Source organism: Agrobacterium tumefaciens (assembly GCF_013318015.2).
In the GTDB taxonomy this organism is placed as follows: Bacteria; Pseudomonadota; Alphaproteobacteria; order Rhizobiales; family Rhizobiaceae; genus Agrobacterium; species Agrobacterium tumefaciens.
Genome location: NZ_CP115841.1, coordinates 682,582 through 696,239 on the forward strand (window position 1 = coordinate 682,582; position 13,658 = coordinate 696,239).

At 57.6% G+C, this 13,658-nt stretch carries 14 protein-coding genes; 11 read left to right on the plus strand and 3 right to left on the minus strand.

Translation table 11 applies throughout. The features are described 5' to 3' along the window. Positions 1-100: 100 nt before the first annotated feature. Together G6L97_RS03430 and G6L97_RS03435 are read right to left on the minus strand one after the other, a co-directional pair. On the minus strand, positions 101-1,600 hold the full coding sequence (locus tag G6L97_RS03430) for a globin-coupled sensor protein (RefSeq protein WP_065704832.1): 1,500 nt from the start codon (positions 1,598-1,600) through the stop codon (positions 101-103). A 224-nt stretch (positions 1,601-1,824) separates the two neighbouring features. After that, positions 1,825-2,394 carry a LabA-like NYN domain-containing protein gene (locus G6L97_RS03435; protein WP_013635795.1) on the minus strand — a complete coding sequence of 190 codons (570 nt, stop codon included), beginning with the start codon at positions 2,392-2,394 and terminating at the stop codon, positions 1,825-1,827. A gap of 391 nt (positions 2,395-2,785) precedes the next feature. On the opposite strand from G6L97_RS03435, the gene rpoZ reads away from it, so the two are divergent. The 11 genes from rpoZ to recO all read left to right on the plus strand — a co-directional run bounded on the left by rpoZ (position 2,786) and on the right by recO (position 12,286). Beyond that, positions 2,786-3,178: a DNA-directed RNA polymerase subunit omega gene (gene rpoZ, locus G6L97_RS03440; protein ID WP_003512234.1), complete on the plus strand. Its 393-nt coding sequence runs from the start codon at positions 2,786-2,788 to the stop codon at positions 3,176-3,178. A gap of 132 nt (positions 3,179-3,310) precedes the next feature. Then, positions 3,311-5,545, plus strand: coding sequence for a RelA/SpoT family protein (locus tag G6L97_RS03445; protein WP_003512236.1), 2,235 nt, complete (start codon positions 3,311-3,313; stop codon positions 5,543-5,545). A 196-nt stretch (positions 5,546-5,741) separates the two neighbouring features. Next, positions 5,742-5,888, plus strand: coding sequence for a hypothetical protein (locus G6L97_RS03450; RefSeq protein WP_003496944.1), 147 nt, complete (start codon positions 5,742-5,744; stop codon positions 5,886-5,888). Between the two features lie 446 nt (positions 5,889-6,334). Beyond that, on the plus strand, positions 6,335-6,913 hold the full coding sequence (locus G6L97_RS03455; RefSeq protein ID WP_111783195.1) for a DUF2062 domain-containing protein: 579 nt from the start codon (positions 6,335-6,337) through the stop codon (positions 6,911-6,913). Then, entirely contained in the window at positions 6,910-7,314 is a 405-nt protein-coding gene (gene acpS / locus G6L97_RS03460) for a holo-ACP synthase (RefSeq protein ID WP_003512241.1), read from the plus strand. Before G6L97_RS03455 ends, acpS begins: the two co-directional genes overlap by 4 nt. A gap of 211 nt (positions 7,315-7,525) precedes the next feature. Then, positions 7,526-8,272, plus strand: a complete 747-nt coding sequence (gene lepB / locus G6L97_RS03465) for a signal peptidase I (protein WP_003512243.1) — start codon at positions 7,526-7,528, stop codon at positions 8,270-8,272. Continuing rightward, on the plus strand, positions 8,269-8,982 hold the full coding sequence (rnc, locus tag G6L97_RS03470) for a ribonuclease III (RefSeq protein ID WP_003512245.1): 714 nt from the start codon (positions 8,269-8,271) through the stop codon (positions 8,980-8,982). The genes lepB and rnc overlap by 4 nt, the downstream gene beginning before the upstream one ends. A gap of 83 nt (positions 8,983-9,065) precedes the next feature. Continuing rightward, positions 9,066-10,016 carry a GTPase Era gene (era, locus tag G6L97_RS03475; protein ID WP_013635798.1) on the plus strand — a complete coding sequence of 317 codons (951 nt, stop codon included), beginning with the start codon at positions 9,066-9,068 and terminating at the stop codon, positions 10,014-10,016. Positions 10,017-10,198: 182 nt separating this feature from the next. Continuing rightward, complete coding sequence (locus G6L97_RS03480) at positions 10,199-10,951, plus strand: Crp/Fnr family transcriptional regulator (RefSeq protein ID WP_003512249.1); 753 nt, start codon at positions 10,199-10,201, stop codon at positions 10,949-10,951. Between the two features lie 136 nt (positions 10,952-11,087). Further along, the gene (locus G6L97_RS03485; RefSeq protein WP_025592901.1) at positions 11,088-11,465 is read left to right on the plus strand and encodes a response regulator; all 378 of its coding nucleotides are present in this window, start codon (positions 11,088-11,090) and stop codon (positions 11,463-11,465) included. Positions 11,466-11,521: 56 nt separating this feature from the next. Continuing rightward, positions 11,522-12,286, plus strand: a complete 765-nt coding sequence (gene recO, locus G6L97_RS03490; RefSeq protein WP_025592903.1) for a DNA repair protein RecO — start codon at positions 11,522-11,524, stop codon at positions 12,284-12,286. 2 nt (positions 12,287-12,288) lie between these two features. Here the strand turns inward: recO and G6L97_RS03495 are convergent, their stop codons facing one another. Next, on the minus strand, positions 12,289-13,503 hold the full coding sequence (locus G6L97_RS03495; RefSeq protein WP_111783194.1) for an MFS transporter: 1,215 nt from the start codon (positions 13,501-13,503) through the stop codon (positions 12,289-12,291). Positions 13,504-13,658 lie beyond the last annotated feature (155 nt).

Below are 13,658 nucleotides of genomic sequence, written 5' to 3' on the forward strand. Positions count from 1 at the left end.
GAGCGAGTTCTTTTCAGCCCAAGGATTTGGTCTGGCTAGATTGTTGTGACAAGCACAGAAATGAGAGCGGGGATGCTTTCGCCTCTTGAATAGACAGCTCTCACGCCGCCCTGTAAGTCCGCTCCACATAGGAGGTGGACGCCGAAACGCTGAACCGGCTGACCAGTGCCGCCAGATTGGCGCTCACATCGCTCAGATTGTGCGTGGCCGCGTTGGTTTCTTCCACCATGGCCGCATTCTTCTGGGTCAGATTGTCCATGCTGTTGATGGCGGCGCTGATTTCCTGAATGCCGACGGACTGCTCCTGGGCCGCCTTGGTCAGTGAGGTGATATGTTCCTGAATATGATCCACCTTGTTGCCGATCGTATTCAGCGATTGCCCGGTTTTATTGACCAGCGATACGCCCTGCATCACATCCTCCGAGGATTTGGTGATGAGGGTCTTGATCTCCTTGGCGGCGTTGGCTGAACGCTGTGCCAGCTCGCGCACTTCCTGGGCGACGACGGCAAAACCCTTGCCAGCTTCACCGGCACGCGCGGCTTCCACACCGGCATTCAGCGCCAGAAGGTTCGTCTGGAACGAAATCTCGTCGATGACGGAAATGATCTGGGTGATCTTCTGCGACGATTCCTCGATGGCGCCCATCGCTTTTACCGCTTCCGTCACCACATCCCGTGACCGCGCCGCTTCGGCGGCCGAGCTTTCGACGATGGCCTTGGCTTCTTCGGAGCGCTGCGCCGAAAGCTTGGAAATGGTGGTGATTTCCTCCACGGCGGCGGCGGTTTCCTCAAGGGCTGCTGCCTGCTGCTCCGTTCTGCGGGCCATGTCGTCGGTCGCCGATGTCAGTTCGCGCGTATTGCCTGATATCTTGTTGGCTTCCTCGACGATCTGCGAGAATGCACCCGCGAGATTGCCGACCGCAGCGTTGAAATTGGCAATCAGCCCCTCGAATTGTGGTGCAGTCTTTTCATTGATGCTGGAGGTAAGGTCGCCATTCGCCAGCTTGTTCAGGGCGTTGTTGAGCAGTTCGAGAACGTGCTCCTGCTCCTTCTTCATCTGCGCCTGTTCCTCCTCGACCTTCAGCCGCTCGGCGGCAAGCACGTCGAGGTATACGGAGATCGAATAGTCCATGTCGAGAAGGGCGGCCTTGATCGTTACCGTCAGGGCGTCGTTCAGCTTCTTGGCCTTCTTTTCCTGGAAAAGGCCCTTCAGTTCTGAATTGACGACGGCTTTGACGATGCCATCAAGCATCAGCGCGTAACCGCCAATATACCATCTCGGCTCCAGCCCCAGCCTTGCATGGGTACGGCCGATGGCCGTCACGGCATCGGTATAGTCCGAGTTGAAGGTGCCGGAGGCAATTCTTGCCCAGTGTTTCATCTGCATGCCTTTGGCATGCTGGACATGCGCGTCGCTTGCAAAGAATTTCGCCGTTTCCGGCACGGAGCGCGCCTTCGCATAAAACCGGTCGAGAGAGGCGTCGAGCGAGCCTGTAATGACGCCCTTCATGTCCGAAAGGTTTTGCCGTTGCTCCTGGCCAAGCCCCAGAAAATTAAGTCTTTCGTCGAGTTGTTGATTGGTTTTTACTTGGCCATGCATGTCTGAACATCCTGATTTGACACCGAAATCATGTCGTTGGTGCCGTTGGGTGATTTAGACACGTCTAAAATTAACCAAGATATAATTTTGACTGGCCGAATTTGATGTTTGTTAATTTTAAGAGGAATTTTCCGGCAGGAATACACGGTTGTGGCGCCAAACAAAAACGCGCCCGCCTTGCAGACGGACGCGTTCTCATTAGGTCGGCGGCTTAAAAACCGGTATCAGATCGTCTCGGGGCTTTCGACGTGCCGGGCAGGGCGCTCGTTCGGATCACGCCCGATTTCGGCCTTCAAGGTCATGAGATCAATGAAGTGATCTGCCTGTCTGCGCAGATCGTCGGCGATCATTGCGGGCTGCGTTGCCATGGTGGACACCACGGAAACCTTGCGGCCCTTGCGCTGAAGCGCGTCCACCAGCTTGGTGAAATCGCCGTCACCGGAAAACAGAACCAGATGGTCGACGGTCTCTGACTGTTCCATGGCATCGACAGCAAGTTCGATATCCATGTTGCCTTTGATCTTGCGGCGACCGAGCGCGTCGGTGAATTCCTTCGCCGGCTTCGTCACGACCTTGTAGCCGTTATAATCCAGCCAGTCGATCAGAGGGCGGATCGAGGAATATTCCTGATCCTCGATCAATGCGGTGTAATAATAGGCGCGCAGCAGGTATCCGCGCTTCTGAAACGCCTTAAGAAGCTTGCGATAGTCGATATCGAACCCCAGGCTTTTAGATGCTGCATAAAGATTGGCTCCATCTATAAAGAGCGCAATTTTCTCCCGTGGATCGAACATTCCATCCCATTCCTTTTTTGGAAAGGCCATTATCTGGCTTTTATTTCCGGTCGCAAATGCGAAAAATCATGTCGTATCAACGAATTTTGCGTAGCGCCGTTGCGTTTTAAGTAAGGTAACTTCACCCGTATTCCAAGACAATTCTTCTAGACATTTTGTTCATCAGACGCCAAACAAGGGCAATAAGGTGCCAAAAGACGCCAAAGACAGGAAAAACTTGAATTCCGCGGCCAATGGCTGTATCGGAAGCTGGAAGGCTTCGTCGCGAGGAATCCAAAGCGTTTTTCGCAAGGCACGAAGCGCAGATTCAATAGGTTAGAGCATCCCTTGTGCATCCTCAAGAAAGCACGGCGCTCTGATCCACGACATTACGACTCGCAAAGGACAGGCAATGGCCCGCGTCACAGTTGAAGATTGCATTGATAAAGTAGACAACCGTTTCGAGCTGGTCCTTCTCGCCAGCCACCGTGCGCGCCAGATTTCCCAGGGCTCGTCCATCACGGTTGACCGCGATAACGACAAGAACCCGGTCGTCGCTCTGCGCGAAATCGCCGACGAGATGCTCTCGCCCGACGACCTCAAGGAAGATCTCATCCATTCGCTGCAGAAGCATGTGGAAGTGGACGAGCCCGAGCCCGATCCGGTTACGCTGGCAGCCTCCGCTACTGCCGATGGCGAAGAGGACGACCAGCCGGAAACCGTTACTTTCGACCAGATGTCGGAAGAAGAACTGCTGGCCGGTATCGAAGGCCTTGTGCCGCCGGAAAAAAATGACGACTATTGATCTGACTTTATGACGCCATTGGCAGGCGGTGGTTACCGTCTGTCAATATTTGCCGTCATAATCTGATCCCTATTGATGCAGCATTGTGCGCCGACCCCAAGGTTGGCGCGCTTTCTTTTTGTGGAATATCGCATGATGCGGCAATACGAACTCGTTGAGCGGGTTCAAAAATATAAACCGGATGCGAATGAGGCCCTGCTGAACAAGGCCTATGTTTATGCAATGCAGAAACATGGCCAGCAAAAGCGGGCCAATGGCGACCCCTATATCTCGCATCCGCTGGAAGTTGCCGCCATCCTGACGGAAATGCATCTCGACGAATCGACCATCGCGGTGGCGCTGCTTCACGATACGATCGAGGATACCACCGCTACCCGCGCTGAAATCGACGAGCTGTTCGGCGAGGATATCGGCAGACTGGTGGAGGGGCTGACCAAGCTCAAGAAACTCGATCTCGTCACGCGCAAGGCCAAGCAGGCCGAAAACCTGCGCAAGCTGCTGCTTGCCATTTCCGACGACGTGCGCGTTCTTCTGGTGAAGCTGGCCGACCGCCTGCACAACATGCGCACCATGGAATATATGCCGGCGGACAAACGCAGCCGCATTTCCGAAGAAACCATGGAAATCTATGCGCCGCTGGCCGGCCGCATGGGCATGCAGGACATGCGCGACGAGCTGGAGGACCTGTCCTTCCGTTACCTCAATCCGGAAGCCTATGAGACGGTGACCAACCGCCTTCAGGAACTGGAAACGCGCAACGAAGGGCTCATCAAAAAGATCGAGGACGAGCTGCGCGAGCTACTCGTGGCGAATGGCCTTCTCGGCGCCAGCGTCAAGGGGCGTCAGAAGAAGCCCTATTCGGTGTTCCGCAAGATGCAGTCGAAATCGCTCTCTTTCGAGCAACTGTCCGACGTCTACGGCTTCCGCATTCTGGTGGACGATATTCCTTCCTGCTACCGGGCGCTCGGCATTGTCCACACCCGCTGGCGCGTGGTACCCGGCCGCTTCAAGGACTATATCTCCACGCCGAAGCAAAACGACTATCGTTCCATCCACACCACGATCGTTGGCCCTTCGCGCCAGCGTATTGAGTTGCAGCTGCGCACCAAGCGCATGCACGAAATCGCCGAATTCGGCATTGCCGCCCATGCGCTCTATAAGGACGGCGAAAACGGGGAGGGCGATCTCCTCTCGCCGGAGAGCAACGCCTATTCCTGGCTGCGCCACACCATCGAATCGCTGGCAGAAGGCGACAGCCCGGAAGAATTCCTCGAACACACCAAACTGGAACTGTTCCAGGACCAGGTGTTCTGCTTCACACCCAAGGGCAAGCTGATTGCGCTGCCGCGTGGCGCGACGCCCATCGATTTCGCCTATGCGGTGCACACCAATATCGGCGACACCACGGTTGGCGCCAAGATCAACGGGCGGATCATGCCGCTTGTGACCCGGCTCAACAATGGCGACGAGGTGGAGATCATCCGCTCCGGCGTGCAGGTTCCGCCCGCCGCATGGGAAGAGGTGGTGGTGACGGGCAAGGCCCGCTCGGCCATCCGCCGCGCCACGCGCATGGCCATTCGCAAGCAATATTCGGGTCTCGGTTACCGTATTCTGGAGCGCACTTTCGAACGTGCCGGCAAGGCCTTCTCGCGTGACGCGCTAAAACCCGTGCTGCATCGTCTGGCGCAGAAGGATGTGGAAGACGCTATCGCCGCCGTCGGGCGCGGCGAGGTCTCCTCGCTCGACGTGCTGCGTGCAGTCTATCCAGATTATCAGGACGAGCGCGTGACGGTGAAGATGACCGGCGACGACGGCTGGTTCAACATGCGCAGCGCTTCCGGTATGGTCTTCAAGATCCCCGGAAAGTCGCGCTCCGTTCTGGAAGACGATGGCGCAGCCGAAATGCTCGATGGACCGGACCCGCTGCCCATCCGTGGCCTTTCCGGCAATGTCGATGTGCATTTTGGTGCCGCCGGCGCCGTTCCGGGCGATCGCATCGTCGGCATCATGGAAAAAGGCAAGGGCATCACCATCTATCCCATTCAGGCGCCGGCGCTGCAGCGTTTCGACGATGAGCCGGAGCGCTGGATTGATGTCCGCTGGGATCTTGATGAGGCGAACAAGTCGCGCTTCATGGCGCGGGTGATGATCAACGCGCTGAACGAACCCGGCACGCTCGCCTCCGTGGCGCAATCGATCGCGACGCTGGATGTCAACATACGCGCCCTGAATATGGTCCGCATCGGCACGGATTTCTCCGAACTGGCGCTGGATGTCGAAGTCTGGGATTTGCGGCAACTCAACCAGCTGCTGTCGCAGCTGAAAGACCTCGATTGCGTATCCACGGTCAAACGTGCCTTCGATTGAGGCATTTTTGATCATTCGCACATTCCAAAAGGCCGCTGTTATGCATTGAGTGCATGGCAGCGGCCTTTTACTGTCTCTGGTCGCGCATGTGGTTTGCGACTATCTTCCTTTCAGAAATTGAAAACGGAAAACGCGGCGTGCCGGTGGTCCTACCCCGATGAGAAACGCCATTTCCAAACTGAAAGGACATGAAATCATGTTTACTCCGCTTCGCAAGATCGCCCGTGCAGTTCGTGGCAAGACGACCCAGGAACGCGAATTCGAATATCTCAGCGGCTCCGTATCGAATGTCGACCTCGAGTTCCGCCAGCGCGAAATCGACCGCGGCCTGTTCCGCCGGTAATGCACTCAGCGCATGGCAGCCGTTCGCCATGCGTATGGGACTTGGAAGGTGGGTGGCCGTTGTCGGTCAGCTCCTTCTCATGTCTCGTAAGGCTGTGTGAATGCGCGCTACAAACGGGCGTTCACCGCTGTCCGGTCTAAATGATAGGACGCGCTGCTTTTGAAACGAATTTGACGGCGAGAGGTGGTTGTTTCCTCGACGTCATCCTTGGCTGGTCCCAGGGATCTGATAACCTCGCATTCAATCAATCGTTTGCAAATCCTCGGGACAAGCCTGAGGATGACGTCAGAGTGTTCGGCAAGGTTCGTATACTCGGTGATGCAACGGGGTGTGGGCGGAATTCCAGCTAAAGGCCGGAATGACGGGGAAAATATGCCTGCAAAAGAAATCCCCGTGTCGTATACGATGCTCTTGGCTCAGCCGGGGCGATGAAATAGACTGCCCTCATGCCGTTTCGCCGCCGTGAACCCGTTGGTTTTTCAGAGAAGATTCGTGACCTCTTTTGGCCGCGCACGGGATTTACCCGTTCGCTGCGCTATATGAAGCTGCGTCTCCTGCGGTTGTCTGCGTCTCCGCATTCGATTGCCGCCGGTGTCGCGCTCGGTATCGGCGTGGCGTGGACACCGTTTCTCGGCGTGCATATCATTATCGCCATGGCGCTCGGTTTCCTCATGCGCGTCAATCTCGTCGCGGCAGCACTCGGCACCACCTTCGCCAATCCCCTGACATTTCCGTTCATCTGGGCGTCCACCTGGGAACTCGGGCATTTCCTGCTCGGACGACAGAAGGAGGCGGGGGTTGCGCATGTGGATTTCGTTGCGCTGTTAAGCCACCTCGAATTCCGGCAGATATGGAGGCCGGTGCTGGAACCCATGACCGTAGGTGCGCTTTTGCCCGCGGCCGTGAGCGCGGTCATCGCCTATATCACCGTCTACAGCCTCATCAGCGGTTTCCAGCGCCGCAAGATGGAAAATCTCGCGCATCGCGCCGCCAATAAAAACGCGTCTCTGGAGATGTTGAAATGATCCTTGGATTGGGCAGCGACCTGATCGATATCCGCCGCGTCGAACATTCGCTCACCCGTTTCGGTGAACGTTTCACGCACCGCTGTTTCACCGATATCGAGCGCGCCAAGTCCGATGGCCGCAAGAACCGCGCGGCATCCTACGCCAAGCGTTTCGCCGCCAAAGAAGCCTGTTCAAAGGCGCTCGGAACCGGCCTTGCGAACGGCGTTTTCTGGAAGGACATGGGGGTCGTCAATCTGCCGGGCGGCAAGCCGACCATGGCGCTCACCAACGGTGCCGCAGAAAGGCTGGCGGCCATGCTGCCCGCCGGTCACCGCGCCAATATCCATCTGACCATCACGGACGATTACCCTTACGCTCAGGCATTTGTGATTATCGAGGCGCTTCCCGTGAGCGACTGAGACCGGCGGCTGCCGCATTGGCGGCCTATTTGCAGGCGTATGACAGAAGCGCTTCCCTTCCGGCTGGAAAGGTTCTAGAGAAGTCGCAGAAATATGAAAGCGCCGCTGGCTGCGTGAAAAATTGCTTCACCCCGCCGCAGTCGCGAGCAACAACGGCCCGGACGCCTCCGTCAAATCGCAGGAACCGGTAAACAATCAGGCAGGTCTTTAAGTGTCCGAAAAAGCTGAAAAGAAGCAGAACGCCCTCTGGGAAAACGTCAAGGTCATCATTCAGGCGCTGCTGCTGGCCATGGTCATCCGCACCGTGCTGTTTCAGCCCTTCACAATCCCTTCAGGTTCGATGATGCCGACGCTGCTGGTAGGCGACTATCTTTTCGTCAACAAGTTCTCCTACGGCTATTCGAAATATTCGCTGCCCTTTTCGCCGAACCTGTTTTCCGGCCGTATCCTCGAATTCAGCAAGCCCAAGCGCGGCGATGTTGTGGTCTTCCGCCTGCCGCCCAATCCTGAAGTCGATTACATCAAGCGTCTCGTCGGCTTGCCGGGTGACCGCATCCAGGTGACGAACGGCGTGCTGTTCATCAACGGCCAGCCGGTTCCGAAGCAGCCTGATGGCACCTTCACCTCCGATTACCGTGCCGATCCGGGCGCCAATGTACCGGTGTTCCGCGAAACGCTCGATAATGGCGTCACCTTCGACACGCTCGACCAGTCGCCCGATTCGCGCGGCGACAACACCCGGGAATTCCTGGTGCCGGAAGGCCATTATTTCATGATGGGCGATAATCGCGACAACTCGCTCGACAGCCGTTTCGATGTCGGTTTCGTGCCGGAAGAAAACCTGATCGGCCGCGCCAGCGTCATCTTCTTCTCGCTGGGCAATGACACGCCGTTCAGCCGCATTTGGGACTGGCCGTCCAACATGCGCTGGGACCGTCTCTTCAAGGTTGTGGGATGAGCAAGACCAAGCCGCTGTCGATTGCGGAGATTTCCCGTCTCGAAGCGTTGATCGGATATGAATTCAAGGAAAAGGCCCGGCTCGACCGGGCCTTGACCCATGCGAGTGCCCGTTCCGCTGCGGCGGGCAATTACGAGCGGCTGGAGTTTTTGGGTGACCGCGTTCTCGGCCTTTGTGTTGCCGAGCTGTTGTTCTCCACCTTCCGCAACGCCAGCGAAGGTGAGCTTTCTGTTCGCCTCAACCAGCTTGTCAGCGCCGAATCCTGCGCCGCAATCGGCGACGAAATGGGCCTGCATAATTTCATTCGCACCGGATCGGATGTGAAGAAGCTGACCGGCAAGGCGATGCTGAACGTGCGCGCCGATGTGGTCGAAAGCCTGATCGCCACTCTTTATCTGGATGGTGGTCTGGAGGCATCCCGCAAGTTCATTCTGAAATACTGGCAGGGCCGCGCAACGCGCGTGGATGCCGGACGGCGCGATGCCAAGACTGAATTGCAGGAATGGGCGCATGCCAGATTTGCGGTTACGCCCGCTTATCGGGTTGACGATCGCTCCGGACCGGATCACGATCCCAGCTTCACCGTGACGGTGGAAATTCCCGGCGTAAAGCCGGAAACCGGCGTCGAGCGTTCCAAGCGCGCAGCCGAACAGGTGGCAGCAACCAGATTGCTGGAACGCGAAGGCGTCTGGCAGAAAAGCTCCACCTAGAACTGAGCGCCCGAAAGATAGTGGCGCTAAAATCGAGCGCATGGCGAGCCTTGTGGCCGCATGTTGAATACCTCAGACCTTGAATGGATATCATGACCGATCACGAAAACCCCGCCGTTGCCGGCGAAGACATCGCCCTTCCGACCCGCTCCGGCTTCGTGGCCCTTATCGGCCCGACCAATGCCGGTAAGTCGACGCTGGTCAACAGGCTGGTGGGTGCAAAAGTTTCGATCGTCAGCCACAAGGTACAGACGACGCGCGCGGTGATGCGCGGCATCGCCATTCACAAAAATGCGCAGATTGTTTTCATGGACACGCCCGGCATTTTCAAGCCGCGCCGCAGGCTCGACCGTGCCATGGTCACTTCGGCCTGGGGCGGAGCGAAGGATGCGGATCTCATCCTGCTGCTGATCGACAGCGAACGCGGCCTGAAGGGTGATGCGGAAGCTATTCTCGAGGGGCTGAAGGATGTTCCGCAGAAGAAAATCCTCTGCCTTAACAAGATCGACCAGGTGAAGCGCGAAGATCTGCTGAAGCTTGCTGCCGCCGCCAATGAGCACGTGACCTTCGACCGGACCTTCATGATTTCGGCCACCAACGGTTCGGGCTGCGAAGACCTGATGGATTATCTGGTCGATACCCTGCCGGAAGGTCCGTGGTATTATCCGGAAGACCAGATTTCCGATCTGCCGATGCGCCAGCTCGCCGCCGAAATCACCCGCGAAAAGCTGTTCCTGCGTCTGCATCAGGAGCTTCCCTACGCCTCGCATGTCGAGACGGAGAAGTGGGAAGAACGCAAGGACGGCTCCGTGCGCATCGAGCAGGTGATCTATGTCGAGCGCGACAGCCAGAAGAAGATCGCTCTCGGCAAGAACGGCGACGCGATCAAGGCGATCTCCACCGCCTCGCGTAAGGAACTGTCTGAAATCCTCGAACAGCCGGTTCACCTCTTCCTGTTCGTCAAGGTTCGCGAAAACTGGGGCGACGACCCCGAACGTTTCCGCGAAATGGGCCTGGAATTTCCGCGGGGATAAGGCACATACGGTTCCTCCCATATTCCTGTGACAGGCACAGGAATGTGGATGTGCCGGCCGGAAACGGAACGGCACACAACGAACATTCTGAATATCTTCAACCTTTTATCGGGAACCGAATGCATTCGGGTGGGTTGTTCCAAAACGATTGGGCGCAACCTTTTTTTCGATGATGGATATTCATGTCGCCAAAAAAACCGAACGGAATTTCCACCACCCCGTGTCAGCACTGTCCCTTGCGCGACCTGCCGCATTTCAGGGACTTTTCCTCTTCCGAATTGGATTTCGTCTCCCGTTTCAAGACAGGGGAACTGGCGGTGGAAAGCGGTTCCGTCATTTTGATGGAAGGGTCGCACAGCGCCCATCTCTACACTGTCCTTCAAGGCTGGGCTTTCCGTTATAAAACACTGGAAGACGGCAGGCGGCAGATCCTCAATTATGTCATGCCAGGCGATCTAGTCGGCCTGCAGGGCACGGTCATGGGGGAAATGCAGCATTCGGTGGAGGCGCTGTCGCCGGTGACACTGTGTGTCTTCGAGCGCTCGCGACTCAACAACCTCTTCACCGATCATCCGACCCTTGCCTATGACCTGACGTGGATTGCAGCAAGCGAGGAGCGCATGCTCGACAACCACTTGCTCAGCATCGGCCGACGCACAGCAATCGAGCGTGCTGCCTACCTCATCGCGTTCCTTTACAGCAAGGCAAAGGCGGTTAATCTCGTGCAAGGCGAAACGCCGATCCCGGTGACCCAGCAGCACGTTGCCGATACGCTCGGCCTCTCCATCGTCCACACCAACAAGACCTTGAGAAAGCTTGTCGATCGCGGTCTGATTCGCTGGACGGACAAGGGCTGTCTGGTGCTGGACGATGCCGGACTGAGCCATGTTGCCGGTTGGCAAAACGATGAAAAGCGGCCAAGACCCTTCATCTGATCTTTTTTCGACATGTCTTTTTTAAATGACGTTGGGTCCGTAATTTGCGAACTCTGTCGACATGGCGCTTGAAAATCACATTGGCGACAGCGGCGCAAATCCGTCTGGTTCCCTTCACGTTGAAAGAAGAAGAAACATGGTGCCACAACGCTGCATCATCGTTGAAGATGAATATCTGGTGGCGCTTGACGTCGAGGCGGTTCTCCAGTCCATCGGCGTTGAAACCATCACGATTGCGACGACACTTGCGCAGGCACAGGACGCATTAGGGCGGGATGGCGCCGATTGCGTGCTTCTCGACGTCAGCCTTTCCGACGGCAAGAGTTACGATTTTGCCCGCCACCTGCGCGATCACGGAATTCCCTTCGGTTTCGTCAGCGGTTATGGCGACACGAGTGGTTTTCCCGAAGATCTCGTGCATGCGCCCTTGCTGGGCAAGCCTTTCGGTGAAAACGAAATCGCCGATTTCGTGACGACGCTCGTTGCTGCGGCGCGTGACACCGTAAAAGAATAACGTTTCGCCGTCAGATCGGTTATGATCGGGCTTGAATCGGAATTCGGACAGATTTCATGCAGTGGCAGGACGAGGCAATCATTCTCGGCGTAAAGCGTCATGGCGAGACCAGCGTCATCGCCGAGGTGATGACCCGTTTGCGCGGCCGCCATCTGGGGATGGTGCGCGGCGGGCGCTCCCGCAGCATGCAGCCGGTGCTGCAGGCGGGAAACCGGGTGGATGTGATCTGGCGGGCGCGGCTTGACGACCATCTCGGCGAATTCCGCATTGAGCCTTTGCAGTTGCGGGCGGCGCAACTGATGGAAACGGCAACCGCGGTGTATGGCGTGCAGGCCATGGGCGCGTTGCTGCGCCTTTTGCCGGAGCGTGACCCGCATCCGCATCTCTATCAGGCGCTCGACGTCATTCTCGACAATCTCCATGATCCGGTCGATGCAGGCGAATTGTTCGTACGGTTCGAGCTGGCGGTGCTGAACGATCTTGGTTTCGGTCTCGATCTCACGGAATGCGCGGCAACGGGCCTGCGCACCGATCTCATCTATGTATCGCCCAAAACGGGCAGGGCGGTCTGTAGTACGGCGGGGGCGCCCTATGCGGCGCGTATGCTTTCGCTTCCCGCTTTCCTGAGCGAAGGTCAGTCGAAGGCCGCCGATCGCGACAGCCTCGCGGCAGCCTTTCGCCTGACCGCCCATTTCCTCAACCGCCATGTCTATGATCCACGCGGCCTCAATGAAAACGCCGCCCGCGACGGTTTCGTGCAGGCGGCGTTGAAGGCACTGGAGCGCAAGGCGGTGCTGCCTGCGCTCGATAAGGCGGTATAGCCTCAGGCCATTGCTGGCCGAGGTGCGGGTCGTTCCTGAATAGGCCAATGCACGATGGCCGCAAAAATACCCATGCCGACGCCGAGCCACCAGACGAGATCGTAGGAGCCGAGCTTGTCGTAAAGGAAGCCGCCGAGCCAGACACCGAGGAACGAGCCGATCTGATGCGACAGGAATACGACGCCACCCAGCATGCCGAGATGGCGCGTGCCGAACATGATCGCCACCAGCGCATTGGTTGGCGGCACGGTGGAAAGCCACAGGATGCCCATCACGGCCGCGAAGATGATGACTGAAAGCGGTGACTGCGGCAGAAGCAGGAAGGCGGTGACGGCGATTGAGCGGGCGATATAGATATAGGCCAGCAGATAGGGTTTCGAATAACGCTGGGCGATGACGCCGGCGGCCAGCGATCCGATGATGTTAAAGAAGCCGATCAGCGCCATGGCGATGACCGCATAGCGGGGTTCGATGCCGATATCGCCGAGATAGGCCGGAAAATGCGCGGTGATGAAGGCCACCTGAAAACCGCAGACGAAAAAGCCGGTGGTCAAAAGCAGATAGCTCTTGTGGCCCAGCGCTTCTCTTAGCGCCTCGCCTGCCGTCTGCTTGAATTGCGTCTGCGACTGGCTGCCGGACGAGGAATTGCCGCGCATCGGATAGGCCAGCAGTGGCACCAGCATCATCATCACGGCAAGCCAGACGAGACTGTCCGACCAGCCATAGGTGGAAATCAGGCCCTGGCTGATTGGCGCAAACAGGAACATGCCCGCCGATCCCGCCGCGGTGCCGATGCCGAAGGCAAGCGAGCGTTGCTGCGGCGTAACATGCCGCGCGAAGGCCGAAAGAATGACGCTGAACGAACCAGCGGCAATGCCAAGCCCGACAAGCACGCCACCACCGAAATGCAGCCAGAAGGGCGAAGTGCCGAAGGACATGCAGATGAGGCCAGCCGCATAGAGAAAGCCGGAAAGCACGAGCACACGGCCGGTGCCGAATTTATCGGCGATGGCGCCGAAGAATGGCTGGCCTAGACCCCAGAACAGGTTCTGAAACGCCATGGCAAGTCCGAAGGTGGAGCGGTCCCAGCCGGTATCGGCCAGCATGGGTAGCTGGAAAAAGCCCATCGCCGAGCGTGGCCCGAAGGTCATGACCGCGATCAGCGACCCGGCGACGATGATCGCCCAGGGCATGGTTTGGCGTGTGGCTTGCGACATGAAACTCTCCCGATGCAGCGCCTCGCCCCGTGGGACGCTGTGCCGCAAAATTCCCCTTTGATGAGAGGAATATTATCTTTTGCAAGGCTGCCCCACTAGCAACTTTTCTTGACGGCACTATTCGTGCGATTGATGAGACACTCAGGTGAAATGCC